Raw genomic sequence first — 25692 nt, forward strand, 5'->3', positions numbered from 1 at the left:
CGGCGAGATGAGACTGCCTGCCGCCCTGCGCCGACACGCCGAGCCGGCGGAGGTCGGTGGCGTGGCGCGCCTGGACCGGCGGACGAAGAACCTCACCAAGCGGCTGCGCCCCGGCGAGGTCGCGATCATCCACCACGTCGACCTCGACCGGGTCAGCGCCGAGGCGCTCGTCGCCACCGGCGTCAGCCTGGTGGTCAACGCCGCGCGCTCGGTCTCTGGCCGCTACCCCAACCTCGGGCCGAGCATCCTGCTCGAGGCGGGCATCCCCCTCATCGACGACGTCGGCGAGGACGTCTTCAGCCTCGTCGCCGAGGGCGAGCGGCTCATCGTGGACGGCAACCGGCTGCTCGACGCCGGGGGTGCGGTCGTGGCCACGGGCACGCTCCTCACCACCGAGGTGCTCGAGGAGCAGCTCGAGCAGGCGCGCGCGGGGCTGTCGGACCAGATCGACGCCTTCGCGCTCAACACGATGACCTACCTCCGCGAGGAGAAGGAGCTGCTGCTCGAGGGCGTCGGCGTCCCCGAGATCCGCACCCGCATCGAGGGCCGGCACGTCCTGATCGTGGTGCGCGGCTACGACTACCGCGGCGACCTCGACACCCTGCGGCCCTACATCTCGGAGTACAAGCCGCTGCTCATCGGTGTCGACGGCGGCGCCGACGCCCTGATGGAGGCCGGCTACAAGCCGGACATGATCGTCGGGGACATGGACTCGTGCTCCGACGCGGCCCTGCGGAGCGGCGCCGAGCTGGTCCTGCACGCCTACCGCGACGGGCGTACGCCGGCGCTGGAGCGCGTCGAGGCGCTCGGCCTCCAGGCCGTCGTCTTCCCCGCGCTCGGCACCAGCGAGGACGCCGCGATGCTGCTCGCGGACTCCTACGGCGCCCGGCTGATGGTCGCCGTGGGAACCCACCTCTCGCTCGTGGAGTTCCTGGACAAGGGCCGCGCCGGCATGGCGTCGACCTTCCTCACCCGGCTGCGGGTCGGCTCCAAGCTCGTCGACGCCAAGGGCGTCTCGCGGATCTACCGCAGCCAGGTCAAGGGCTGGCACCTCGCGCTGCTCGTGCTCTCCGGCGTCGTCGCGCTGGTGACGGCGATGGCGATGACCGACGTGGGCGGGGCGCTGGGGAGCGTGCTGGTCGCGCGTCTCCGCGACCTCGCGTACTGGATCAAGGAACTCTTCACGTGATCAACTTCCGCTACCACATCGTCTCGCTGATGGCGGTGTTCCTGGCCCTCGCCGTCGGGATCGCCGTCGGCGTCTCGCTCAGCCCGTCCGTGGACGAGAGCATCCTCACGCAGGCCCAGCAGGACCGGGACCAGGTCACCGCGCTGCGGGCCGAGCTCGACCGGCGGACCAGGCTCGACACCTACCGCAGCGCGTACGACCAGCGCACGGCCTCGCTCGTGCTGGCCGGGCAGCTGCCCGAGTACAGGGTCGCGGTCGTGGCCATGCCAGACGCGCCGGGCTCGGTCGTCACCGCCGTGTCCGACGCCGTGGCGACGGCCGGCGGCCGGGTGGTCAGCGAGGTCAAGGTCGCCTCCGAGGTCGCGGACCCGACGCAGGCGGCGGCGGTCCGGGAGGCGGTGGCACCGCTGGCCGTGCCGGGCCTGACCGACGCGATGTCGCCCGCGACCAAGGTCGGCTGGAGCCTGGCCCGCGCGTTCACCTCCAAGCAGATGACGACCCGCGACGACTACGCCAGGTCGGTCGGGACGACGCTCACCGCCGCCGGGCTGATCGACGTGCGCGACGACGTCGACGACTACGCCCAGCTCGTGGTCGTCGTGACCGCGGCGACGACGACGCAGCCGGTCGACGCCGCGGTCACCACCGCCGACGTCGAGCTCCAGACGGCGCTCAAGGAGCAGGGCGGCACCGCCGACGCGCCCGGAGTCGTCGTCGCCGGGCCGAACAGCGCCGGGCTCACCGGCACCGACGTCGGGGCGATCCGCGCCACCTCGCCGAGCGCGTCCGAGCTCAGCACCGTCGACGTCGCCGACCTGCCGAGCGGCGTGGTCACGACGGTCCTCGCGGGGAAGGAGCAGGTGCTCGGCCGCCAGGGGCACTACGGCGCCCTGGCCCGGGCCGACGACGCCCTGCCGACCCTCCCGATCCGGTGAACCGCCCCCTCGAGCCGGCGGTCCCGCCTGCGGGTCGAGGTCCCGGGCTGCTGCGCGGCCTGGCGAGCGCCGCGACCGCCGCGGCGGCGGCCTGGGCCGCGGACGCCCTGGCGACCCGGGCCCCGGACGCGCGCTGGGCACGTCGCTGGTCGCGGACCAACCACGCCGGCGCACCGGTCACCCTGCTCGAGGGGCCGGTCGCCGCGGGCGCGGTCCTCGTCGGGTGCGGGGTCGACGCGCTGCTCGGGGCGCCGACCGCGCGGCTGCGTGCGGTGGCGGTGGCCGGGGCGGGTGCCGGGCTCGTGGGGGCGTACGACGACCTGGCCGGGAGCGCCGACGCCCGGGGGTTCCGGGGGCACCTGACCGCGCTGCGCCACGGCCGCGTCACCAGCGGGACGGTCAAGATCGTCGGGGTCGGCCTCAGCGGGTTCGCGGCCGCGCTGCTCCTGGCCGTGGACCGGCCGCGCCGCGGGCCCGACGTCCCCGTGGCCGACCTGGCGGGTGTCGTCGTCGACACCGCGCTCGTCGCCGGCACGGCCAACCTCGTGAACCTGCTCGACCTGCGGCCCGGCCGCGCGGCCAAGGCCGTCGTCCTGCTCGCCGGACCGCTGGCCGGCGCAGGGGCCGGACCGGCGCTCGGCGCGGCGGTCGGCAGCCTGCCGAGCGACCTCGCCGCCCGCTCGATGCTGGGCGACTGCGGGGCCAACGCTCTCGGGGCCGCCGCGGCCACCGCGGCCGCGGCCCGCCTCGGCCTCCCGGCCCGGTGCGTCGCCCTCGGCGCGGTCGCCGCCCTCAACCTGGCCAGCGAGCGCGTGAGCTTCACCGCCGTCATCGCCCGCACGCCCGTGCTGGCCTGGCTGGACGGGCTCGGGCGGAGGCGTCCACCTCAGGACCAGCCGGACGGGCCGGACGGGCCGGGCCAGGCGTGAGGCTGCGCGGCTCCGTGCTGCTCGGCGTCGGCGGGCTGACGCTGGCGGCGCGGGTCGTCGGCTTCGGCCGCTCGTTGGTCTTCTCCAAGACGGTCGGCGACACCTGCCTGGGCGACGTCTACAACGCGGCGAACGCGCTGCCGAACGTGCTCTTCGAGGTCGCCGCCGGCGGCGTGCTGGCGGGGGTCGTCGTCCCCGTCGTCGCCCGCCACGTCGGGGCCGGGCGTCGTGACGAGGCGCACCGGACGACCTCGGCGCTGCTGTCCTGGACGCTGCTGGTGCTGAGCGTCGTGGCCGTCGCGGCGCTGCTCGGCGCCGGGATCTACGCCCGGGCGTACGCGAAGGCCGACTGCGCGGGCAGCGTCGGGGTGCTGACGACGCTGGTGGTGGTCTTCGTCCCGCAGGTCTGGTTCTACGGCGTCGCGGTCGTGACGGCGGGCGTCCTGCAGGCCCACGGCCGTTTCCTGGCCGCCGCGACCGCGCCGCTGCTCTCGAGCGTCGTGGTCATCGCCGCCTACGTGCTCTTCGCCGGGCTGGCCGCGCCGGGGGCCTCCGCCGACCTCGGCCTGCTGAGCGGTCGGGCCCTGCTCGTGCTCGGGCTGGGGACGACGGCCGGGGTGGTCGCGCTGGCCCTGTGCACCGCCCTGCCGCTCGCCCGGCTCGGGCTGCGGGTGCGACCGACGCTGCACTTCGCGCCGGGCGACGCTCGCGTCGTCGCAGCGATCGGCGCGGCCGGCTTGGCCGGGCTCGTGCTGCAGCAGGTCAGCGTCCTGGTGATCAACCTGGCCGCGCAGCGCGACCCCGACCCGGGGGCGCTCACCCGCTTCACCTGGGCCAACGCGCTCTACCTGCTGCCGTACGCCGTCCTCGCCGCCCCCGTGCTGCAGCTGACCTTCCCGCGGCTGGCCGCCGCCGCGGAGCAGGGGGGCGCGGAGGTGGCGGGCGTGCTGCGCCGCACCGCGCCGGCGCTCGTCGTCCTCGGGTGGCTGGGCGCGGCGCTGCTCGTGGCCACCGCGGTGCCGGTAGCCCGGGTCTTCGTGCTCGGTCCGGGGTCGGGGCGCACCGCGGCCCTGGCCGGGCCGGTGGCCGCGCTCGCACCGGCCGTCCTCGCCTTCGCGCTGATGGGCCTCGCCACCCGCACGCTGCTCGCCCAGCACCGGGCGCTCGCCGCGGGCACGACGACGGCCGTGGCCTGGGGCGTCGTGACCGCAGGAGCGCTCGTCAGCGCCGCGGCCGTGCCGACGGGCGTCCTGGTCGTCGCCCTGGCGACCTCGGTGTCGCTGGGCCTCGCCGTGGGCGCGGTCGTGGGCTGGGTCGCGGTGCACCGGAGCCGGCCCGGGGACGCACCGGGCGCAGGGCTTCCCGCCGCGCTCCTGGCCGGGGTGGTCGCGGCCGTGCCCGCGGTCCTCGCTGGCGGGGCGCTGGCCCGGCTCGGGGACGGGGCCGGCCTGGTCGTCGCGGCGGGGCTGGCGCTGGCCGCCGCACTCGTGACGGCGGTGGTCTTCGTCGGGGTCCTCGCCCTCGTTCGTCCCTCCCTGCTGCGCGCGACCTGGGCGCTGCGGCACGTCGGCTCGCCCGAGGAGGCGGTGGGCGCCCGTGGCTGAGGTGAGCGGCGGGGGACCGCGCACCCGCGTCGCGATGGTGCTGACCGCGAGCACCGGCGGCATCGGGCGGCACGCCGCGAGCGTCGCGCCCCGGCTCGTCGGCCGCGGCCTCGACGTGGCGGTCTGCGCGCCAGAGCTGACGCTCGAGGCCCACGACCTGGGGGTGCCCACGACACCGCTGAGCACGCGCAGCCTGGCCCGCGCCGTGCGGGGCGCCGACGTCGTGCACGCGCACGGCTACAAGGCGGCCGCGCTCGCCCTCCCGCACGCCCGGGTGCACCGGGTGCCGCTGGTCGTCACCTGGCACAACGCGGTGCTCGGCGAGGGCCGGACGGCGACCGCGGGCCGGCTGCTGCAGCGCCTCGTCGCCCGCGGCGCCGACGTCGTGCTGGCCGCCAGCGAGGACCTGCTCGACACCGCCCTCGCCCTCGGCGCCCGCGAGGCCGAGCTCGCGCCCGTGGCCGCCCCGGCGCTCGCGCCGCCAAGGACCGGCCGGGAGGAGCGGCGGGCGGGCCTCCGCCTGGCTGCGCACGACGTGCTCGTGCTCACCGTCACCCGGCTGGCCCCGCAGAAGAACCTCGACCTGCTGCTCGACGTCGCCGCCCGGACCCGCGACCGGTCCGACCTCGCGTACGCGCTGGTCGGGGCCGGTCCGCTGCACGACGAGCTCGCCCGCCGCGTGACGGCCGAGGCCCTGCGGGTGAGCCTGGTCGGGCCGACCGACGACGTCGCGTCGTGGCTGCACGCCGCCGACCTCGGCCTGCTGCCGTCCCGGTGGGAGGCCCGCGCGCTGGTGGCCCAGGAGGCGCTGCTCGCCGGGCTGCCGCTGGTCGCCACGCGCGTCGGCGGCGTCCCCGGACTGGTGGGCGACGCCGCCGTCCTGGTCGACCCCGACGATCCCGACGGCACGGCCGCCGCCGTCCTCGCGCTGGTCGACGACGCGGACGCGAGACGGGCGCTGGCCGACGCCGGGCTGCGGCAGGCGGCGACCTGGCCGGACGAGGACGACGTGGCCGACGACCTGGTCCGCGTCTACCGGCACGTCCTGGCCGGGCGCGGGCGCACCGCTCCTTAGACTGGCGCGTCCTTCGCGCCGGTCGCCCGGCCCCCCGAACCCCCTCTGCGAGCCACGATGACCGAGACCACGCCCGAGACGACGGAAGAGCCGGCGGAAGCGCCCAAGGCCGCCTTCGCCATCGAGGGCGCCGTCACCCAGACGCCCACCCGGATCGCCTGGGGGCTCGGCGGCGGCGACCTCCTCCTCGGCGGGCTCGGCGTGCTGACCCTGCTGTCCGCCGCGCTCGGGCTGCCCGACGTCGTGGTGCTCGTGCTCGGCGTCGTCGTCGCGGTGCTCGTCGGGCTGGCCATGCGGGCGCAGCTCGCCCGGCCGGTGGCCGGCCTGGCCGGGACCGCCCGGGTGGTCGTGCTGGCCGCCGCGGTGGTGGCCGCGCTCGACGCGGGCTGGACCCGCTGGTGGCCGCCGGTGCTGCTCGCGGCCGCGGTCGTGGCTGAGGTCGGGTACTCCCGCCTGGTGCGCGTCGCCGTGCCGTTCGGCAGCCACCTGCCGGGGGTGAGCGTGCGCCCGACGTCGCGGTTCAAGCCGGTCTGGCTCGCGTACGCGGGGGCGGGGGCGCTGGTCCTCGTCCTGCTCCTCGTGCTGCTCCCGCTGCCCGCCTGGCCGGCCTGGGTCGTCGCCGTGGCGGCCCTGCTGCTCGCCGTCGCCGCACTCGTCGACGCGGCCCTGTGGGTCCTGCAGCGGCGCCGGGCGGAGGGCCGGCTCAACAAGACCCTCGTCGCGTACGCGCCGCGGTTCGCCCTGCACTGGGACGCGCAGCCGGGCACCGGCTACCAGATCGGGCGCTGGATCCCCTACCTCGACCGGCTCGGCGAGCGCTACGTCGTCTTCGTGCGCAACCCCAACAGCTTCGCCGAGGCCGAGCGCCTCACCGACCAGCCGGTGCTGCTGCGCCGGGGCGCGCGCGAGATGGACGCGGTCATGGTCAGCTCGCTGCGGGCCGTCTTCTACGTCAACAACGCGCTGCGCAACGTCCACGTCGTGCGCTACGCCGGCGTCCGGCACGTGCAGCTCAACCACGGCGACAGCGACAAGGCCACGAGCTACAACCCGGTGTTCCGGATGTTCGACCGCAACTTCGTGGCCGGGCAGGCCGCGGTCGACCGGTTCAGCGCGCACGGGATCTCGACCGCGCCGGACTTCTTCGCGATCGTCGGGCGCCCGCAGGTCGAGGACGTCGTCGTCGCGACGCCGGGCACGCCGGTGCGCCGCGTCCTCTACGCCCCGACGTGGGCGGGCATGCACGCCGACTCCGCGTACAGCTCGCTGCCGATCGGCCCGCAGATCGTGCGCGGGCTGGTCGAGCGCGGCTGCACCGTGGTGTTCCGGCCGCACCCCTACACGGGCCGCAACCCCGGGCTGCGCGCCGCGTCGGAGGAGGTCACGGCGATCCTGGCCGACCACCGCGCGCGCACCGGCACCGAGCACGTCTTCGGCGAGCAGGCCGAGTCGGTCTGGACGATCACCGACTGCTTCAACGCCGTCGACGCGCTCGTCTCCGACGTCTCCAGCGTGGTGCCCGACTTCCTCTACTCCGAGAAGCCCTTCGCCGTCGCCGCGATGGGCGGCAGCGTGGACGAGTTCTTCGCCGAGATGCCCGTGGCCCGCGGCGGCTACGTGATCGCGGGCGACGCGTCGAACGTCGACGCCGTCCTCGACGATCTCCTCGGGCCCGACCCGCAGGCCGGCGAGCGGCACCGGCTCAAGAACTACTACCTCGGCGACTTCCCGGCCGAGACGTACGCCGACGCGTTCCTGGAGGCGGCCCGTCGCGAGATCGCGTGATCCGACGGCCCGCCCTTCGACAGGCTCCGGGGTCGTGACTGGCTCGCGCTCGTGAGCATGCACGTGGGGCAGCTCCACGTCGACGAGGCGCTCGTCTCCGCGCTGGTCGCTGACCAGCTGCCCGCGTACGCCGACCGGCCGGTCCGGCTGCTGGCCCAGACGGGCACGGTCAACGCGATCGCGCGGATCGGCGACGACCTGGCCGCACGGTTCCCGCTGCAGCCGGGGGAGCCCGCGCTCGTGCGGGCCGGGCTCGAGCGGGAGGCCGACGCCGCGCGCCGGCTGGTCGGGCGCTTGCGGGTGCCGGTCCCCGCACCGGTCGCGCTCGGCGAGCCCGGGCGCGGCTACCCGCTGGCGTGGTCGACCCAGACCTGGCTCCCGGGCCGCGACGCGACCACGACCGACCCGGGCGCCTCGGACGCCTTCGCCCGTGACCTGGCCGACCTGGTGGCCGACCTGCGGGCGGTGCCGACGCGGGGGAGGACCTTCGTCGTGGAGCGCCGCACCAACCGCGGCGGCACGATCGCCGACCACGACGCCTGGGTGCGGACCTGCCTGACCCGCAGCGAGGGACTGCTGGACGTGCCCGCGCTGAGGAGGCTCTGGGGCCGGCTCCGCGACCTCCCGCGCGGCGACGAGCCGGACCTGACGACCCACGGCGACCTGATCGGCGGGAACGTGCTCGTCACGGGCAGCGGTACGGGCGCGCGGCTGGGTGGGCTGCTCGACGTGGGCGGGACCGGGCCGGCCGACCCGGCGCTCGACCTCGTCGGCGCCTGGCACCTGCTCGAGGACGGCCCCCGCGAGGTCTTCCGGGCCGCGCTGGGCGTGGGGGAGGCGCCGTGGCGCCGCGGGGTGGCCTGGGCGTTCGAGCAGGCGATCGGGCTGGTCTGGTACTACCGCACGACCAACCCGGTGATGAGCCAGCAGGGCCGGCGGACGCTGGAGCGGGTGCTGCGGGCGTACGGGGACTCTGGCTGAGCCCTCGACTCGAGCCGGCGCCTGGCGGAGGAGCACGCCGACCTCTTCAAGGCCCTTCGACAGGCTCAGGGAGCGTCTCCCGGCCTCGGCGACAGGCTCGGGGTCTGTCGAAGGGCAGCAGAAGAGCGCTCCCTGAGCCCGTCGAAGGGCCCGGAACGGGTTGGCGTCCGGCGGTCGTCCTGCGAACCCGGCGGGTCACGATCGGACGGAACCCGCACTCATGACCTAGGCTGGAGGCCCGTGGGGCCACGCGCGAAGTTCACCAAGCACCTGTTCGTCACCGGCGGGGTCGCATCCTCGCTCGGCAAGGGCCTGACGGCCTCGAGCCTGGGGAGCCTGCTGGTCGCCCGCGGGCTCAGCGTGTCGATGCAGAAGCTCGACCCCTACCTGAACGTCGACCCCGGGACGATGAACCCGTTCCAGCACGGCGAGGTCTTCGTGACCGAGGACGGCGCCGAGACCGACCTCGACGTCGGGCACTACGAGCGCTTCCTGGACCGCAACCTGTCGGCCGAGGCCAACATCACGACCGGCAAGGTCTACTCCAGCGTCATCGCCAAGGAGCGCCGCGGCGACTACCTCGGCGACACCGTCCAGGTGATCCCGCACATCACCAACGAGATCAAGGACTCGATGCTCGCCATGGGCGGGCAGGACTCCGAGGGCAAGCACATCGACGTGGTCATCCACGAGATCGGTGGCACGGTCGGCGACATCGAGTCGCTGCCCTTCCTCGAGGCCGCGCGCCAGGTCCGCCACGACGTCGGCCGCGAGAACGTCTTCTTCCTGCACGTCTCGCTGGTGCCCTACATCGGCCCGAGCGGCGAGCTGAAGACCAAGCCGACCCAGCACTCGGTCGCGGCGCTCCGCCAGGTCGGCATCCAGCCCGACGCCGTCGTGTGCCGCTCCGACCGCGAGATCCCGGAGTCGGTCAAGCGCAAGATCTCGCTCATGTGCGACGTCGACGAGCAGGCCGTCGTGGCCTGCGCCGACGCGCCGAGCATCTACGACATCCCCAAGGTCCTGCACGCCGAGGGCCTCGACGCGTACGTGGTCCGTCGCCTCGACCTGCGCTTCCGCGACGTCGACTGGACGCGCTGGAACGACCTGCTGCAGCGCGTCCACCACCCCGAGGAGGAGGTCGTCGTCGCCCTGGTCGGCAAGTACGTCGACCTGCCCGACGCCTACCTCTCCGTCGTCGAGGCGCTGCGCGCGGGCGGCTTCGCCAACCGCGCCAAGGTCGGCATCCGCTGGGTGCCCTCCGACGCCTGCTCGACGCCGGAGGGCGCGGCGCGCCACCTGTCCGACGTCGACGGCGTGGTGATCCCCGGGGGCTTCGGCATCCGCGGCACCGAGGGCAAGATCGGCGCGATCACGTACGCCCGCGAGCACCAGATCCCGACGCTCGGGCTGTGCCTCGGCCTGCAGTGCATGGTCATCGAGGTCGCCCGCAACCTCGCCGGCCTCGGCGGCGCGGACAGCAGCGAGTTCGAGCCGGAGACGCCGTACCCCGTCGTCGCCACGATGGCCGAGCAGGTCGCGATCGTCTCCGGCGAGGGCGACCTCGGCGCGACGATGCGCCTCGGCTCCTACCCGGCGGAGCTGCAGCCCGGCTCGATCGTGGCCAAGCAGTACGGCCAGACGTCGGTCACCGAGCGCCACCGGCACCGCTACGAGGTGAACAACACCTACCGCGAGCAGCTCGAGGAGGCCGGGCTCGTGATCAGCGGGACCTCCCCGGAGGGCACCCTGGTGGAGTTCGTCGAGCTGCCCGCCGACGTGCACCCCTACTTCGTCGCCACGCAGGCGCACCCGGAGCTCAAGTCGCGGCCGACCAAGCCGCACCCGCTGTTCGCCGGGCTGGTCGAGGCGGCGCTGGACCGTCGGCTCTCGACGCGGCTCCCGGTCGAGCAGCGTCGGTGAGCGACCCGCAGATCGAGGGGGCGGGCGCGCCCGGGACCGTCGACGGGCACCCCGTGCTGCGGGGCTCCGACCTGGCGGACGTCCCGCTCGCCTGGCCGGTGACGTCCACCCGGGTCCTCGCCGAGGGCCACGTCGCGACGTTCGCCGAGGACGAGGTGCGGACGCCGGACGGCGGGACCATGCACCGCGAGTACTTGCGCCACCCCGGGGCCGTGGGGATCATCGCCCTCGACGACGCCGCGCGCGCCGTGCTGGTCCGCCAGTACCGCCACCCGGTCCGCCACCGGCTGACCGAGCCACCCGCCGGCCTGCTCGACCACGCGGGCGAGGACCCGCTCGTCGCCGCCCAGCGTGAGCTGGCCGAGGAGGTCGGCCTGGCGGCCGGTCGCTGGGACGTGCTCGTCGACCTCTTCAGCACCCCCGGGATCATCAGCGAGGGCATCCGCGTCTTCCTCGCCCGCGACCTGTCCCCGGCCGCCCGGCCCGACGGCTTCACCGCCGAGGGCGAGGAGGCCGACATGGACACGGTCTGGGCGTCGCTGGACGACCTGCTCGCCGCCGTGCTCGACGGCCGGCTGCACAACCCCACGCTGGTGACCGGCGTCCTGGCCGCGGGCGTCGCCCGGCGCGACGGCTACGCCTCGCTACGGCCCGGGGACGCGCCCTGGCCCGCTCGTGCCTCGCTCGCCGAGGCCGGACTGCTGCCGGGCTGACCCCGTCGGCCCGGCTTGCCCGGACGTACGACCGGAGGTGGGTCGTGGTCCACCCGTGGGCGGGCGGGTTCCGTCCCCGGGTGGAGGTGGCGGGCGCCGGTCGAGACCTAGCGTCCCGGCATGGCCACCACCCTCGCGCTGCACCCCCGCCACCGGCTCGACCTGCGGGCGGTCGACCTCGCGCACGGTCTCCTCGCGCTCGGCGTCGACCGAGCCCCCGCGGAGGCCGTCCTCGCCCGCGCCGGGGTGCCCGACGACGGCCTGGTGGCCGCCTCGGTGCGGTCCGGGTGGCTGCTGCTCCTCGAGACCGTCGGCTGGGCCGCCGGCGCGGAGGTCCTCGTGTCCGCCGTGACCCACCCCGAGATGCCGGCGCTCGTCGCGGCGGCCGGGCTGGTGCCCGTCCCCGTCGAGGTCGACCTCGCCACCCTGCTGCCGTCGGAGGAGGCGCTCGCCGTCGCGGTAACCCCGCGCACCCGGGCCGTGCTCGTGGCCCAGCTCTTTGGCGGCCGGGCCGACCTCGACGCGCTGGCCCGCTGGTGCGCCGAGCGGCACCTGCTGCTCGTCGAGGACGCGGCGCAGGCATGGGCGGGTGCGGGTTCGCTGGCCTCGGCCGCCGACATGACGCTCGTGAGCTTCGGGCTGCTCAAGACCGCGACCGCGGCTGGCGGGGCCGTGCTCCGGGTGCGCGACCCGCACCTCCGCGCCGCCATGGCCGGCACCGCCCTCGGCTGGCCGGCGCAGGCCCGGAGGGCGTACGCGGTCCGCCTGCTGCGCGCGGCCCTGCTGCTGGGGCTGGCCCGGCGACCCGTCTACGGGGCGTTCCTCGCGGTCTGCCGTCGGCTCGGTCGCGACGCCGACGAGGTCCTCGACGCCCTGTCGCGACCGCGCGGTGCCGGAGACCTCGTGGCCCAGCTGCGGCGCCGGCCGTGCGCGCCGCTGGTCGCCCTGCTCGCGCACCGGCTGCGCGCCGACGACCCCTCGACGGCGCGGGTCCGGGCGCGGGCGGCGGCGGGGGAGCGGCTCCGCGAGGGGCTGCCCACGGGGTCGCTGCCCGGCGACCGGGTGGCGCGGCGGACGCACTGGCTGTTCCCCGCCCGGGCCTCCGACTCCGCGCGGCTCGTGCGGCGGCTCCGCGTGGTCGGCGTCGACGCCAGCGGCGCGACCAGCAACCTCGTCGCCCTCACCGAGGACGGGCCGGCCGCGGACCTGATGCGCCACGTCGTCTACGTGCCGGCCTACCCGGAGCTGCCCGCGGCCGTCGTCCGCGCCGTGCACGAGGTGCTGCAGTCCGAGACGCGCGCCGAGCACGTGCGTGAGGCGTCACGAGCCGGGTAGTCACCAGGTCGCTGGCGGTTGGTGGGCGAGCGCACCGCGTGCCCCCGAGGGTGGCGTGCCCTGCCAGCCGTCGCCCAGCGAGGCCTGCGAGGACGGGCTCGCGCGTACGGCGGTGCCACCCGATTTCCGGGACCGCCCGTCCTATGCTCCTCGGGTGTTGGTCGGAGTGCCGAGCGAGGTCAAGAACAACGAGTTCCGCGTCGCCATCACGCCCTCGGGCGTGCACGAGCTCACGAGCCGCGGCCACGAGGTGCTCGTCCAGTCCGGCGCGGGTGTCGGCTCCTCGATCCCCGACGACGCCTACGCCGCGGCCGGCGCGAAGGTCGTCGAGGGCTGGGAGTCGGTCTGGGGCGAGGCCGAGATGGTCCTCAAGGTCAAGGAGCCCGTCGAGGTCGAGTACGACCGGATGCGGCCCGGGCAGGTGCTGTTCACCTACCTCCACCTCGCGGCCAACCGGGCGTGCACGAAGGCGCTGCTCGACGCGGGTGTCACGGGGATCGCGTACGAGACGGTCCAGCTCCCGAACCATTCCCTGCCGCTGCTGGCCCCGATGAGCGAGGTCGCCGGACGGCTCGCCCCGCAGGTCGGCGCCTACCACCTGATGGCCGCGCAGGGCGGGCGCGGGACGCTGATGGGTGGGGTGCCGGGCACGCACCCGGCCAAGGTCGTCGTCATCGGTGCCGGGGTCTCGGGCATGGAGGCCGCGACGATCGCGCTCGGCATGCAGGCCGACGTCACGCTGCTCGACCTGAACATCGACAAGCTGCGCGACGCCGACCGGGTCTACCGCGGCCACATCAGGACCGTCGCCTCCAACAGCTTCGAGGTCGAGCGGGCGGTGCTCGACGCCGACCTGGTGGTCGGCGCGGTGCTCGTGCCGGGGGCCAAGGCGCCGACGGTGGTGACGAACGACCTGGTCGCGCGGATGAAGCCGGGCAGCGTTCTCGTCGACATCGCCATCGACCAGGGCGGGTGCTTCGAGGACAGCCGCCCGACCACGCACGCGGACCCGACCTTCCGGGTGCACGACTCGATCTTCTACTGCGTCGCGAACATGCCCGGCGCCGTGCCGCACACCTCGACGTACGCGCTCACCAACGTCACCCTCCGCTACGCCGCCAGCCTCGCCGACCGCGGCTGGCGCGAGGCGCTGCGCCGCGACCCGGCGCTCGCGCTCGGGCTGAACACCCACGACGGCGTGCTGACCAACGGCCCCGTCGCGCAGGCCCACGGGCTGGACCACCGCGACGTGGCCGAGGTGCTCGCCTGAGCGCACGGACGCCGGTGGAGCGGCTGGTCGCCGCCTACCTCGACCACCTCGTGGTCGAGCGCGGCGTCTCGGAGCACACGCTCGGCGCCTACCGCCGCGACCTCGCGCGCTACACCGCCTGGCTCGCCCGCGCCGGCGTCGACGAACCCTCCGCCGTCACCCCGGCGCTCGTGGGCGCGTACGCGTCGTCGCTGGCCGAGGGCGTGCCCGGCGAGGACGGGGCACCGGGCCAGCCGGCGCTCGCCCCCGCCAGCGTCGCGCGCGCGGTGGTCGCCGTGCGGAGCCTGCACCGCTTCGCCGTCGCCGACGGGCTCACCGCCTCCGACCCGGCGGCGGACGTGCACCCGCCGCGCCCGGCCCGGCGGCTGCCCAAGGCCCTGTCGCTGGAGCAGGTGCAGACGATGCTCGACCTGCCCGCGACCGAGACCGTCGAGGGGCTGCGCGACGCCGCCCTGCTGGAGCTGCTCTACGGCACCGGCGGGCGGATCAGCGAGGTCGTCGACCTCGACGTCGACGACCTGACCCGCGCCCTCGCGGTGCCGCCCGACGAGCTCGCCGGGCTGCGGGTGCTGGGCAAGGGCGGCAAGGAGCGGGTCGTGCCGCTCGGGTCGTACGCCCGCGCCGCGGTCGAGGCCTACCTCGTGCGCGGCCGGCCGGCGCTCGCGTCGAAGGGCCGGGGGACCCCGGCGCTGCTGCTCAACGCGCGAGGTGCGCGGCTCTCGCGCCAGAGCGCGTACGCGGTCCTGCGCCGGGTCGCGGACCAGGCCGGGGTGCCCGGCGAGGTCAGCCCGCACACCCTGCGGCACTCCTTCGCGACCCACCTCATCGACGGCGGAGCCGACGTCCGCGTCGTGCAGGAGCTGCTCGGGCACGCGTCGGTCACGACCACCCAGATCTACACCCTCGTCACGGTCGACCACCTGCGCGAGGTCTACGCCGGGGCACACCCACGGGCTCGGTGAGCCGGGGGAGGGCCGAGCGGTCGACCCCTGGCGGCCCCGTTCGTCGGTGGACACCGCCTTCGTGCGTGAGACCCGTCACGACGCTGACCCACCCTCCTCGGCGCCGGGGATGATGGCGACGGCGTCGGACACCAGGTCTCCGGACATCGCGTCGCTGTCCTGCTAGGACCGCAGCCGGCGGACGACCCGGCGGAGCTGCACGGCGGGGCTGTGGGCGTCGGACGTCCCCTGGTCCTGGGTCGACGGCCGGCCCCGGCCGCGGTGCGAGCATCGTGCTCCATGGAGCACCGTGCGTCCTGGCGGGCGCGCGTCGGGTGGTGGCCCTCCTGACCCGTCGACGGCGACGAGGTGGCCGCGGGGGAGGCAAGCGGGTGCGGAGGGAAGCTGCCCGCCGCCAGGCGTACTAGGGTCGGAGGTCCCACGTCCACACCCCCGAGGAGCTGTTGCCGCCATGGTGGACCCGCAGGACGGGCCTGAGCGCCTGCCCGCCGACCCGCCGCCGGTCGACGCGACCCTCGACGGCGCGCCCGACGACGACGGCGGCGCCCTCTTCGCCGCGCCCCGACCCGTCGCGAGGGACCTGCTGGCCGCGGCACGCCCCGACTCCGACCTGGGTCCGACCGGTCGCCCGTGGCCCGAGCTCGGCGACCCGCCGCCGCTCGCCGACCCGCGTCCGCCCGCCGTCGTCATCGCCGTCTGCAACCAGAAGGGCGGCGTCGGCAAGACCACCACGACGATCAGCCTGGGTGCCGCGCTCGCCGAGCTGGGGCGCCGCGTGCTGCTGGTCGACTTCGACCCGCAGGGCTCCCTCTCGGTGGGGCTGGGGGTCAACCCGCACACCCTCGAGCACAGCGTCTACACGCTGCTGCTCACCCGCGAGGTCGAGGTCGGCGAGGTCATCGACGCCACCGACACCGAGGGCATGGACCTGCTGCCCAGCAACATCGACCTCGCCGCGGCCGAGCTGCAGCTGGTCAGCGAGGTCGGGCGCGAGCAGACCCTCAGCCGCGTGCTGAACAAGGTCAAGAACGACTACGACGTCATCCTGATCGACTGCGCGCCCTCGCTCGGCCTGCTCACGATCAACGCCCTCACCGCTGCGGAGTGGGTGCTGATGCCGCTGGAGTGCGAGTTCTTCGCGCTGCGCGGGATCGCCCTGCTCACCGACACGATCGACAAGGTGCAGGACCGGCTCAACCCCGACCTCAAGGTCCTCGGCATCCTGGGCACGATGTACGACCCGCGCACGCTGCACAGCCGCGAGGTCCTCGACCGGGTGGTGCAGGCCTTCGGCGACCAGGTCTTCCACACCGTCATCCGGCGCACGGTCAAGTTCCCCGAGACGACCGTGGCCGGCGAGCCGATCACCAGCTACGCCAGCGCCTCGCCGGGCGCGGCCGCGTACCGGATGCTCGCCCGCGAGGTGCTCGCCCGGTGCCGGTGACGTCCGGCGACCTCGACGCCGCGCCTGCGGCCCGCGGGTCGTTCGACGTCCACCTGACGAACTTCGAGGGCCCCTTCGACCTGCTGCTGCAGCTCATCGGGCGCCGCCAGCTCGACATCACCGAGGTGTCGCTGTCGCTGGTGACGAGCGACTTCATCGCCCACGTCAAGGCGGCGGGCCCCTCGTGGGACCTCGACCAGACGACGCAGTTCGTGCTCGTCGCGGCGACCCTGCTCGACCTCAAGGCGGCGCGCCTCATCCCGGCCGGCGAGGTCGAGGACCCCGAGGACCTGGCCCTGCTCGAGGCCCGCGACCTGCTCTTCGCGCGGCTGCTCGCGTACCGCGCCTTCAAGCAGGTGGCCGGCTGGCTGGAGGAGACGCTCGCCGCCGAGTCGCGGCGGGCGCCCCGCACGGCCGGGCTGGAGCCGCACTTCGCCCGGCTGCTGCCCGAGATCGAGCTGACCATCACCGCGGACGCGCTCGCCGCCCTGGCCGCCGGGGCGATGGCGCCGAAGGTGGCCGAGACCGTCTCGCTGGCCCACATCCACGCCCCGGCCGTCAGCGTCACCGAGCAGGCCGGCGTGCTGGTCGACCGGCTGCGCCGCCAGCGGCAGGCGACGTTCCGGGCGCTGACCGGCGACGCGGACCGGCTGACCACGGTCGCGCGGTTCCTCGCGCTGCTCGAGCTCTTCCGCGAGGGTGCCGTCGCCTTCGAGCAGGTCAGCGCCCTGGGCGAGCTGACCGTACGCTGGACGGGCGCCGACTCCGGCGAGCTCGAGATCTCCGACGAGTTCGACGCGAACCCCGACGACGAGCGCGGGGCCGACCGGCCCGACCAGGCACCCCAGCAGAGACCCGAGGACGGCACGCCATGACGACCGAGACGCAGGACGGCACGACGGCGCCCGCCGCCGTGGTCGTCCCGACGGCCTCGGAGATCGAGGCCCCGCTCGAGGCGCTGCTGCTGCTCGTCGACGAGCCGACGACCGAGCTCACCCTCGCGGAGGCCCTCGGCGCGCCCGAGGCCGTGGTCGTCGAGGCGCTGGAGTCGCTGGCGCGCTTCTACGACGAGACCGGGCGCGGCTTCGAGCTGCGCCGGGTGGGCGGCGGCTGGCGCTACTGGACCCGGGTCGAGCACGCGGACGTCATCGCCGCGCACGTCGTGGGCGGTCAGACCGGCCGGCTCTCGCAGGCCGCGCTCGAGACCCTCGCGGTGATCGCCTACCAGCAGCCGGTCTCGCGCGGCCGCGTCGCGGCGATCCGCGGCGTGAACGTCGACGGCGTGATCAAGACGCTGGTGGCCCGCGGCCTCGTCGAGGAGGCCGGCCACGACGCCGAGACCGGAGCGGCGGTGTTCGCGACCACCCAGGCCTTCCTCGAGAAGATGGGGCTCGGCAGCCTCGACGACCTCCCGCCGCTGGCCCCGCACCTGCCCGACGTCGCCGACCTCGAGGCCGAGCTGTCGGCGCTCGCGGCACCGGTGCCCGCGCCGCAGGACGAGCCGGCGCCCCCCGAAGGACCACAGGCACAACCACAGGCCGCCCCCGACGCAGACGCGCAGGCCGGCCGCACGCCCACCGGGCAGGACGAGGAGGTGGGGGCATGAGCCCTCGCAGCAAGCAGGGTGGCGGCGACCCCGCCGACGAGGGTCAGCGGCTGCAGAAGGTGCTGGCCCAGGCGGGCCTGGCTTCGCGCCGCGCGTCGGAGATCATGATCGACCAGGGCCGCGTCGAGGTGAACGGCCGCATCGTCACCGAGCAGGGCCGCCGGGTCGACCCCGAGCGCGACACCATCCGCGTCGACGGCTCGCGCATCCCGCCGCCCCGTCGGCACCGCTACATCGTGCTCAACAAGCCGCGCGGCTACGTCTCCACGCTGCACGACCCCGAGGGCCGCCCGACCATCGCCGACGCGGTCGTCGAGTCCGGGGCGAGCCACGCCCTGCTCAAGGAGCGGCTCTTCCACGTCGGGCGCCTCGACACCGACACCGAGGGCCTGATCCTGCTGACCAACGACGGCGACTTCGGGCACAAGCTCTCCCACCCGAGCTTCGAGATCGACAAGACCTACCTGGCCGAGGTCGAGGGCATCGTCAACGCCGTGACGCTGCAGCGGCTTCGCGACGGCATCACCCTCGACGACGGCCCCGTGCGCCCGCGCGGGCTCAAGGTCGTCTCGACGGTGGGCGGCAAGTCCCTGCTGCGCCTCACGCTGCACGAGGGCCGCAACCACATCGTGCGCCGTACGATGGACCACGTCGGGCACCCGGTCCGGCAGCTGTCCCGGATCGGCATCGGACCGGTGCGGCTCGGCACCCTCAAGGTGGGCCAGGTCCGCGACCTGACCTCCGAGGAGCTGGGCGCGTTGCTGGACCTCGTCGACGGCAGGCGGTAGGTCCGCACGAGGGGAGCCTGATCCGGTCCATGGATCGCCGCATCTACGGCCTGGAGACCGAGTACGGAGTCGCCTGCACGTCGGGCGGCACCCGCCGGCTGACTCCTGACGAGGTCGCCCGCTACCTGTTCCGGCGCGTCGTGACGTGGGGGCGCAGCAGCAACGTCTTCCTGCGCAACGGCTCGCGGATCTACCTCGACGTGGGCTCGCACCCCGAGTACGCGACCGCGGAGTGTGACGACCTCGTCCAGCTCATCAACCACGACCGGGCCGGCGAGCGGATCCTCGAGGACCTGATCGTCGACGCCGAGCAGCGTCTGGCCAGCGAGAACATCGCCGGCGACATCTACCTGTTCAAGAACAACACCGACAGCCACGGCAACAGCTACGGCTGCCACGAGAACTACCTGATCAGCCGGATCGGCGACTTCTCCAAGATCACCGACGTGCTGGTGCCGTTCCTCGTGTCGCGCCAGCTGATCTGCGGCGCGGGCAAGGTGCTGACCACGGCGCGGGGCGCGGAGTACAGCGTGAGCCAGCGCGCTGAGCACATCTGGGAGAGCGTCTCCTCGGCGACGACGCGCAGCCGCCCGATCATCAACACCCGCGACGAGCCGCACGCCGACCCGGAGCGCTACCGCCGCCTGCACGTGATCGTCGGCGACTCCAACATGAGTGAGACGACCACGCTGCTCAAGGTGGGGTCGGCCGAGCTCGTGCTGCGCCTGGTCGAGGCGGGCGTGCCGATGCGCGACCTGGCCCTGGACAACCCGATCCGTGCGATCCGCGACATGAGCCGCGACCGGACCGGACAGGTCAAGGTCTCGCTGTCGAACGGCCGGCGCATCTCCGCGCTCGAGCTGCAGACCGAGTACTACGAGAAGGTCGCGGAGTTCGTCAGCCGGGAGAGCCTGCGCACCTCGACCGTCGACCGCGTCCTCGACCTGTGGGAGCGCACGCTGCGCGCGGTGTCCGAGGACAAGCTCGAGCTGATCGACACCGAGATCGACTGGGCGATCAAGCTCAAGCTTCTCGATCGCTACTCAGCCAAGCACCAGCTGTCGCTCGCCGACCCGCGCATCGCGCAGATCGACCTGGCCTACCACGACATCCGGCGGGGGAGGGGCCTCTTCTCCATCCTCGAGTCCCGGGGCGCGGCCGCCCGCGTCACGACCGAGCCGGCCGTCTTCCGGGCGAAGTCCGTGCCGCCGCAGACCACCCGCGCCAAGCTCCGCGGCGACTTCATCCGGGCCGCGCAGGACTGCCGCAGCGACTACACCGTCGACTGGGTGCACCTCAAGCTCAACGACCAGGCCCAGCGCACGGTGCTCTGCAAGGACCCCTTCGTCGCCACCGACGAGCGCGTCGACCGCCTGATCGCGAGCATGCGGCGGGCGTACTGAGCACTCACGGCTGAGCGGCGGCAGCCCTCGCGGAGGCCGTTCGAGCTGGAGGTCGGCGGGTCCGTCGCCGTGGGCGGGGGCGCCTTCGTGACCCGGCGGCGGCGCGGGGACGACGCAGTCCGACCGGTGGCGAACCCTTCGACAGGCTCAGGGAGCGTGCTCGCGCTCGACGACGTCGCCCCGGCGGCACCGTCTCGATGAACCCTCGCTCACAGGTGCGCCCCTGTAACCTCGCCGCGTGCGAAACCGACGCCTCCCCCTGACCCGGGTCCTCGTGGGCCTCGGGCTCAGCGCCGTGCTGCTCACCCTCGGCGCCTGCGGCGACGACGGCGACCCCGCCGCGAGCGCGAGCCCGGCCCCGTCCGCCTCCGCGTCCGACAGCGCGAGCGCGTCGCCGTCGGCGAGCCCGAGCCCGTCGGCCAGCGTCACCCCGTCGAAGAACTTCGCCGACGTCAAGGTCGAGGGCGGCTACGGCAAGACGCCGAAGGTCACGGTCAAGTCGCCGTGGGCCATCGACCAGACGCGCGCCGAGGTCCTCCAGGCCAACGACAAGGGCGCCGTCGTGCAGCCCGGGTCGACGGTCGAGGTGAACTACTACGGCGTCAACGGGCGCACCGGCAAGAAGTTCGACGACTCCTTCAGCCGCGGCCAGTCGATCGCCTTCCCGCTCGACCAGGTGGTGCCCGGCTTCAGCAAGGGCCTGCAGGGCCAGCACCAGGGCAGCCGCGTGCTCATCGCGATGCCCGGCTCCGACGGGTACGACGCGAGCGGCGGCAGCCCCCAGGCCGGCATCAACGTCGGCGACACGCTGATCTTCGTCGTCGACATCGTCGCCGTGCCGCTGACCGGTCCCGAGGGCACCGCGGTCACGCCGAAGGCGGGCCTGCCCACCGTGGCCGAGACCGACGGCAAGCCCGTCGTGACCGTGCCCAAGACCGACCCGCCCAAGGACCTCGTGGTCCAGCCGCTCATCGAGGGCAAGGGCCAGAAGGTCGGCAAGGCCGACTCGGTGACGATCAACTACACCTGGGTCGACTGGAGCAGCGGCGAGGTCCTCGAGCAGACGTACGGCGCCAAGCCGGCGACCGCTCAGCTGGCCTCGCTCGTCCCCGGCCTGCAGCAGGGCCTCGTGGGCCAGAAGGTCGGCAGCCGCGTGATGGTCGTCGTGCCGCCGGCGCAGGGCTACCCGCAGGGCAACGCGACGCCGAAGGTCAACCCGGGCGACACGCTCGTCTTCGTCGTCGACATCCTCTTCACCTCGGCCGCCGGCTAGCCCGCGGCCGCGGCCCTCAGCGGGGGAGGAGCGCCTTCTCCGCGAAGTACGTGGCGTGCGGGTTGGCGTTGAAGTTCTCGATCTCGACGTAGCCCGTGCTCTCGTAGATGTGCCGCGCGTCGTGCTGGCGCGAGCCGGTGTCGAGCCGGGCGACGCGGTAGCCGCGCCGGCGGGCCTCCTCCTCGAGGAAGGCGAGCATGCGCCGGGCGATCCCGTGCCCGCGCAGCGCGGGGACCACGTACATCCGCTTGATCTCGCAGGCGCCCTCGTCGGGCAGCTGCTTGATCCCGCCGCAGCAGGCGGCTGCCCCGTCGACGTAGCCGACCCAGAAGCCGCCGCCGGGCGGGCCGAGCTCGGCCGGGCCCGCCTTGGGCATGCCCGGCCCGTTCTGCTCCAGGCCGTCGTAGAGGACCGCGATCTCGGCCGCCATCGCCCAGAACAGCGTCTCGCCGTCGCCCTCGTCGACCCGCGCCGGGCGGAACTCCACCTCTGCCACGCTCACCGGCCCGACGCTAGCGGGCGGCGCCCGCACCCTCGTCCACCAGCGCCGCGGCGTGCCGTCCCGCGGCGGCCGCGGCGAGGAAGTACGCGGGGTCGCCGTCCAGCCCGCGCCCCATCGTCGTCATGCGCAGCGGGGCCGCGAGGAGCGCGTCGTCGAGACCGTCGAGCGGCACCCGCACGAGCCGGTGCCCGGTCGGCCCGGCCAGCCCCGCCGCCGCGTCGTCCACGGCGGCCGCCATCGCGACCACCTCGGCCAGCCCCTCGATTCCGTGCAACCTCCCCGCTCCGGCGAGGTCGGGCACGGCGACGTCGGCGGGGCGCAGGGCCACCCGCCCGTACGCGGTGAGGCTGTGGTGCGAGACGCCGCGGTGCCGTGGGCGGGCGTCGGCGCCGGAGACCCGCAGGCTCGCCACGGCCCGGCCGGCGAGGGTGTCCACGGCGTTGACCGCCTCGCCCGCGCCGACGCCGGAGAAGCCCCAGCGGGTCCCGGTTCCGAGGTTGCCGGGACCCTGGGTGACGACAACGACGTCGGCCACGAGTGCGAGCCGGGCCGCGAGGAGCCCGGAGTGCACGCTGACCGCCTCGAGGTCGCCGCCGAAGGACTGCCCGACCGTCACCGTCGCGGCCAGCAGACCCGCGTCGCGGAGCTGGGCCACGGCCCGCGAGAAGGCGATGGGCAGCGCGCCCTGGTCGCTCATCACGTAGACCACGCGGGTGCCGGGCCGGTCGTGGGCGATCGCGAGCAGGGTGGGGGTGAGCGCGGAGTGCAGGTCGGCGACGACGACGGGCAGTCCGTCGAGCGAGTCGGCGTCGGCGAGCAGGTCGTGGTGCGGCGAGCCCTGCTCGTCCGCGCCCGCGACCATCGCCTGCAGCGGCAGGTAGCGGGCCTTGACCAGGTGACCGGCGGGCTGCGGCGGCTGGGCGCCGACCGTCCCGTCCGCGCCGAGGGCGGCGACCACGAGGGCGTAGCCGCCGGTGCCCAGCCCGCGGTCGAGGGCGGCGACGTTCAGCAGGACGCGGTCGCCGACCTCCGGAGCGGCCATCAGGTCGGTGTACGCGAGCGCGCGGACGCCGGTGCCGGTGTCGTCGCGGCGCACGTCCAGCTCGACCGCTCCCCGCCAGCCGCCACGCACGCCGGTCACGCCGCCCGAGGCCCACACGATCACCCGCCCGACCCTAGAGGTCCGTCGACCGGTGTGAGGCTGTCGGTGCCCGCCGCTAGCGTCGGCCCATGACGATCCGTGAGGTCCAGGTCACGTTCGACTGCGCGGGGCCGGACGCGCTCGCCGACTTCTGGTGCGCGGTGCTCGGCTACGACAAGCAGCCGCCGCCCGCCGGCTTCGACAGCTGGGACGCCGCCCTCGACGCCTGGGGCGTGCCCGCCGAGGAGCGCGACTCCCGCTCCGCGGCTGTCCCGCCCGAGGGCGAGACCGGTCCGCGGCTGTTCTTCCAGCGCGTCCCCGAGCCCAAGACGGTGAAGAACCGCGTCCACCTCGACGTCCGCGCCGCGCCGGGCCTCAGCGGCGCCGAGCGCGCGGACGCCCTGGAGGCCGAGGCCGCCCGCCTCGTCGCCCTCGGCGCCACCGTCGTCCGCCGCCTCGAGGCCGACGGCATGGACGAGGCGGTCATCGTGGTGCAGGACCCGGAGGGCAACGAGTTCTGCCTCGACTGAGCGGCCCGACGCCACCACGGCTCGCCGAGAGCGGAATCGCACGGGTGGTCGAGTCGGCCGTAGTAGTTTCATCACTCGCCCGAAGGACGGACCGCCGTCGACCCGGCCAGCGCCGGATCCTGCGCCGGTGTCTGGACGACGAGCCGACGAACACGCTTTTCGTTCGTCGGCGAGGAGGAAGACACCGGACCAGAGCAGGATCCGCGTCCGAGCGGAGCGAGGACAGAGGACACGTATGGCACCGCGCAAGACCGAGCGCATCGTGAACCTCACGATCGCGCTCCTGGTCGCCGGTCGCTACCTGCCCAAGACGCGGATCCGGGAGCTGGTCGAGGGCTACCACGGGCTGACCGACGCGGCCTTCGAGCGGACGTTCGAGCGGGACAAGGACGAGCTGCGCGAGCTCGGCGTGCCGATCGAGGTCGGCGGCTACGACCCCCTGTTCGACGACGAGGCGGGCTACCGGATCCTGCCCAGCGAGTTCTCGCTGCCGCCGATCGAGCTCGACGCCGAGGAGGCGTCGGTGGTCGGCGTGGCGGCGCGGGTGTGGCAGCACGCGAGCATGGCCTCCTCGACCCAGAGCGCGATGACCAAGCTGCGCGCGGCCGGCGTCGAGCCGGACCCCTCCGCGCTGGCCGCGCTGGAGCCGTCGGTGCAGGCGACCGAGGCGGCCTTCGGGCCGCTGTGGAACGCGGTCCTCGAGCGCGTCCGGGTGCGCTTCACCTACCGCGACGGCAGCCTGCGCACCCTCGAGCCGTGGGGCCTGACCTCGCGCCGGGGGCGTTGGTACGTGGTCGGGCGCGACGTCGACCGCGAGGCCACGCGGATGTTCAAGCTCTCGCGCATCGGCGACGTGCCCGTGGCGGTGTCCCGGCCCGGAGCGTTCGAGGCGCCCGAGGGCCTCGACCTGCGGACGCTGGCCGCCAAGCTCGACCCCCAGGAGGCCACGGCCGAGGCGCTGCTGGCGGTCCGGACCGGCAAGGCCCCGTCGCTGACCCGGCGTGGCCGGCGGGAGGGCACGTCCGACCTCGCGTGGGCCGCCGGCGGCCGTGAGGGCTGGTGGGTCGGCTACGGCAGCCTGCCGGGCATGGCCGAGGAGGTCGCCGGCCACGGGGCCGACGTGCTGGTCGTCGAGCCCGTCGAGCTGCGCGAGGCGGTCGTCGGGCGGCTGCGCGAGGTCGCGGCACGCGCCGGGGCGGTGGCGCGGTGACGAGCCAGGCGCAGGTGCGCCGGCTGCTCAGCCTCGTGCCGTACCTCCGCGAGCACGACGGCGCGGCCGTCGCCGACGTGGCCGCGGCGTTCGGGGTCAGCCCGAAGACGCTGCGCGCCGACCTGAACGTGCTGTGGATGTGCGGCATGCCGGGGCTGTCGCCGGGCGACCTCATCGACATCGACATGGACGCGGTCGACGGCGAGGGCGTCATCCACCTCAGCAACGCCGACTACCTCACCCGGCCGCTGCGCCTCACCGCCGACGAGGCGCTGGCCCTCGTGCTGGCCCTGCGGACGCTCCGCGAGATCGCCGGACCGGACCAGCGCGCCGCGACCGACCGCGCGCTGGCCAAGCTCGAGGGGGCGGCGCAGGCCACGCCGACGGGGTCGGCGTCGGTCGCCGTGACCTCCGCGACCGAGGACGTGCGGGCGACGCTGGCCGACGCGCTGCAGCGCGGCCGGCGCCTCGACCTCACCTACGACACGGCGACGCGCGACGAGACGACGCAGCGCTCCGTCGACCCGCTGCGGCTCTTCGTCCTCGACGGCTTCGGCTACCTCGAGGCGTGGTGCTACCGCGCGGAGGGCCTGCGGACGTTCCGGCTCGACCGCATCGCCGACGCGGCGGTGACCGACGTGGCGGTGGAGAAGCACGACGTCGAGCTCGCCGACCTGAGCGCCGGCTGGTTCGCCGGGCTGGCCGACGCACCCGTCGTGACCCTCGAGCTGGCCCGTGAGGCGGCCTGGGTCGCCGAGTACTACCCGACCGAGACCACCGCGCCCGGACCCGATGGCGGCGTCGTCGCCACGTTCCGCGTCACCGACCCCGCCTGGCTGCGCCACCTGCTGCTGCGCCTCGGCGGCTCCGCCCGTGTCCTGTCCCCGTCCGGCGCGGGCGACGCCGCCGCCGAGGCGGCGCAGGAGGCCCTGGCGGCGTACGAGTCCGTCGGCCTCTGAGCACGAGGGTGCGCTCCGCGCTCGGCCACGTGCCGCGAGCGTCGGGGACCGGGCGCCGGTCTGCCTGGACGACCGATCGGGGGCGACATGCTTTTCGTCGTCCCTGGGAGGGAGGAAGGCGGATCGTGTCAGCGC

Annotated in this window: 23 protein-coding genes; 21 read left to right on the forward strand and 2 right to left on the reverse strand. The window is 74.9% G+C overall.

What is annotated here, in order from left to right; all coding sequences use genetic code 11:
• Positions 1-7 precede the first annotated feature (7 nt).
• From steA to BLU42_RS04895, 18 genes are all read left to right on the forward strand, one after another.
• Positions 8-1189: a putative cytokinetic ring protein SteA gene (steA, locus tag BLU42_RS04810; protein WP_091073482.1), complete on the forward strand. Its 1182-nt coding sequence runs from the start codon at positions 8-10 to the stop codon at positions 1187-1189.
• The gene (locus BLU42_RS04815) at positions 1186-2124 is read left to right on the forward strand and encodes a copper transporter (RefSeq protein WP_091073483.1); all 939 of its coding nucleotides are present in this window, start codon (positions 1186-1188) and stop codon (positions 2122-2124) included. Before steA ends, BLU42_RS04815 begins: the two co-directional genes overlap by 4 nt.
• A complete protein-coding gene (locus BLU42_RS04820) occupies positions 2121-3053 on the forward strand; it encodes a hypothetical protein (protein WP_197680619.1) in 933 nt (310 codons plus the stop codon). The genes BLU42_RS04815 and BLU42_RS04820 overlap by 4 nt, the downstream gene beginning before the upstream one ends.
• Positions 3050-4657: a lipid II flippase MurJ gene (locus tag BLU42_RS04825; RefSeq protein ID WP_157719769.1), complete on the forward strand. Its 1608-nt coding sequence runs from the start codon at positions 3050-3052 to the stop codon at positions 4655-4657. Before BLU42_RS04820 ends, BLU42_RS04825 begins: the two co-directional genes overlap by 4 nt.
• On the forward strand, positions 4650-5732 hold the full coding sequence (locus BLU42_RS04830; RefSeq protein WP_231918444.1) for a glycosyltransferase family 4 protein: 1083 nt from the start codon (positions 4650-4652) through the stop codon (positions 5730-5732). The genes BLU42_RS04825 and BLU42_RS04830 overlap by 8 nt, the downstream gene beginning before the upstream one ends.
• A 57-nt stretch (positions 5733-5789) precedes the next feature.
• Positions 5790-7517: a CDP-glycerol glycerophosphotransferase family protein gene (locus BLU42_RS04835; RefSeq protein WP_091073485.1), complete on the forward strand. Its 1728-nt coding sequence runs from the start codon at positions 5790-5792 to the stop codon at positions 7515-7517.
• A gap of 57 nt (positions 7518-7574) precedes the next feature.
• Positions 7575-8498 (forward strand): phosphotransferase, encoded by a 924-nt coding sequence (locus BLU42_RS04840; RefSeq protein WP_091079420.1) that lies wholly within the window; start codon positions 7575-7577, stop codon positions 8496-8498.
• A gap of 240 nt (positions 8499-8738) precedes the next feature.
• Positions 8739-10421, forward strand: a complete 1683-nt coding sequence (locus BLU42_RS04845) for a CTP synthase (protein ID WP_091073486.1) — start codon at positions 8739-8741, stop codon at positions 10419-10421.
• Between the two features lie 71 nt (positions 10422-10492).
• Positions 10493-11134, forward strand: a complete 642-nt coding sequence (locus BLU42_RS04850) for an NUDIX domain-containing protein (protein ID WP_231918562.1) — start codon at positions 10493-10495, stop codon at positions 11132-11134.
• 120 nt (positions 11135-11254) lie between these two features.
• Entirely contained in the window at positions 11255-12469 is a 1215-nt protein-coding gene (locus BLU42_RS04855; RefSeq protein ID WP_091073487.1) for a DegT/DnrJ/EryC1/StrS family aminotransferase, read from the forward strand.
• Positions 12470-12623: 154 nt separating this feature from the next.
• Positions 12624-13739 (forward strand): alanine dehydrogenase, encoded by a 1116-nt coding sequence (gene ald, locus BLU42_RS04860; RefSeq protein ID WP_091073488.1) that lies wholly within the window; start codon positions 12624-12626, stop codon positions 13737-13739.
• 14 nt (positions 13740-13753) lie between these two features.
• A complete protein-coding gene (locus BLU42_RS04865) occupies positions 13754-14701 on the forward strand; it encodes a site-specific tyrosine recombinase XerD (RefSeq protein WP_157719771.1) in 948 nt (315 codons plus the stop codon).
• A gap of 451 nt (positions 14702-15152) precedes the next feature.
• Positions 15153-16145 (forward strand): ParA family protein, encoded by a 993-nt coding sequence (locus tag BLU42_RS04870; protein WP_091073489.1) that lies wholly within the window; start codon positions 15153-15155, stop codon positions 16143-16145.
• Positions 16136-17020: a segregation and condensation protein A gene (locus tag BLU42_RS04875; protein WP_091073490.1), complete on the forward strand. Its 885-nt coding sequence runs from the start codon at positions 16136-16138 to the stop codon at positions 17018-17020. The genes BLU42_RS04870 and BLU42_RS04875 overlap by 10 nt, the downstream gene beginning before the upstream one ends.
• Positions 17017-17751, forward strand: coding sequence for an SMC-Scp complex subunit ScpB (scpB, locus tag BLU42_RS04880; protein WP_091073491.1), 735 nt, complete (start codon positions 17017-17019; stop codon positions 17749-17751). Before BLU42_RS04875 ends, scpB begins: the two co-directional genes overlap by 4 nt.
• Entirely contained in the window at positions 17748-18539 is a 792-nt protein-coding gene (locus tag BLU42_RS04885) for a pseudouridine synthase (protein WP_091073492.1), read from the forward strand. Before scpB ends, BLU42_RS04885 begins: the two co-directional genes overlap by 4 nt.
• Before the next feature lie 29 nt (positions 18540-18568).
• Positions 18569-19942 (forward strand): Pup--protein ligase, encoded by a 1374-nt coding sequence (gene pafA / locus BLU42_RS04890; protein ID WP_091073493.1) that lies wholly within the window; start codon positions 18569-18571, stop codon positions 19940-19942.
• A 238-nt stretch (positions 19943-20180) separates the two neighbouring features.
• Complete coding sequence (locus tag BLU42_RS04895; RefSeq protein ID WP_231918445.1) at positions 20181-21215, forward strand: FKBP-type peptidyl-prolyl cis-trans isomerase; 1035 nt, start codon at positions 20181-20183, stop codon at positions 21213-21215.
• Positions 21216-21231: 16 nt separating this feature from the next.
• On the opposite strand, the gene BLU42_RS04900 is transcribed toward BLU42_RS04895, so the two are convergent.
• Together BLU42_RS04900 and BLU42_RS04905 are read right to left on the reverse strand one after the other, a co-directional pair.
• On the reverse strand, positions 21232-21717 hold the full coding sequence (locus BLU42_RS04900; RefSeq protein ID WP_157719773.1) for a GNAT family N-acetyltransferase: 486 nt from the start codon (positions 21715-21717) through the stop codon (positions 21232-21234).
• A 10-nt stretch (positions 21718-21727) separates the two neighbouring features.
• Positions 21728-22882 carry a DUF3866 family protein gene (locus tag BLU42_RS04905; protein WP_091073495.1) on the reverse strand — a complete coding sequence of 385 codons (1155 nt, stop codon included), beginning with the start codon at positions 22880-22882 and terminating at the stop codon, positions 21728-21730.
• A 65-nt stretch (positions 22883-22947) separates the two neighbouring features.
• Between BLU42_RS04905 and BLU42_RS04910 the strand changes: the two genes are divergently transcribed.
• From BLU42_RS04910 to BLU42_RS04920, 3 genes are all read left to right on the forward strand, one after another.
• A complete protein-coding gene (locus BLU42_RS04910) occupies positions 22948-23388 on the forward strand; it encodes a VOC family protein (protein ID WP_091073496.1) in 441 nt (146 codons plus the stop codon).
• Positions 23389-23623: 235 nt separating this feature from the next.
• Positions 23624-24598, forward strand: a complete 975-nt coding sequence (locus tag BLU42_RS04915) for a helix-turn-helix transcriptional regulator (RefSeq protein WP_091073497.1) — start codon at positions 23624-23626, stop codon at positions 24596-24598.
• Complete coding sequence (locus tag BLU42_RS04920) at positions 24595-25557, forward strand: helix-turn-helix transcriptional regulator (protein WP_091073498.1); 963 nt, start codon at positions 24595-24597, stop codon at positions 25555-25557. Before BLU42_RS04915 ends, BLU42_RS04920 begins: the two co-directional genes overlap by 4 nt.
• Positions 25558-25692 lie beyond the last annotated feature (135 nt).

Source organism: Microlunatus sagamiharensis (assembly GCF_900105785.1).
GTDB lineage: Bacteria > Actinomycetota > Actinomycetes > Propionibacteriales > Propionibacteriaceae > Microlunatus > Microlunatus sagamiharensis.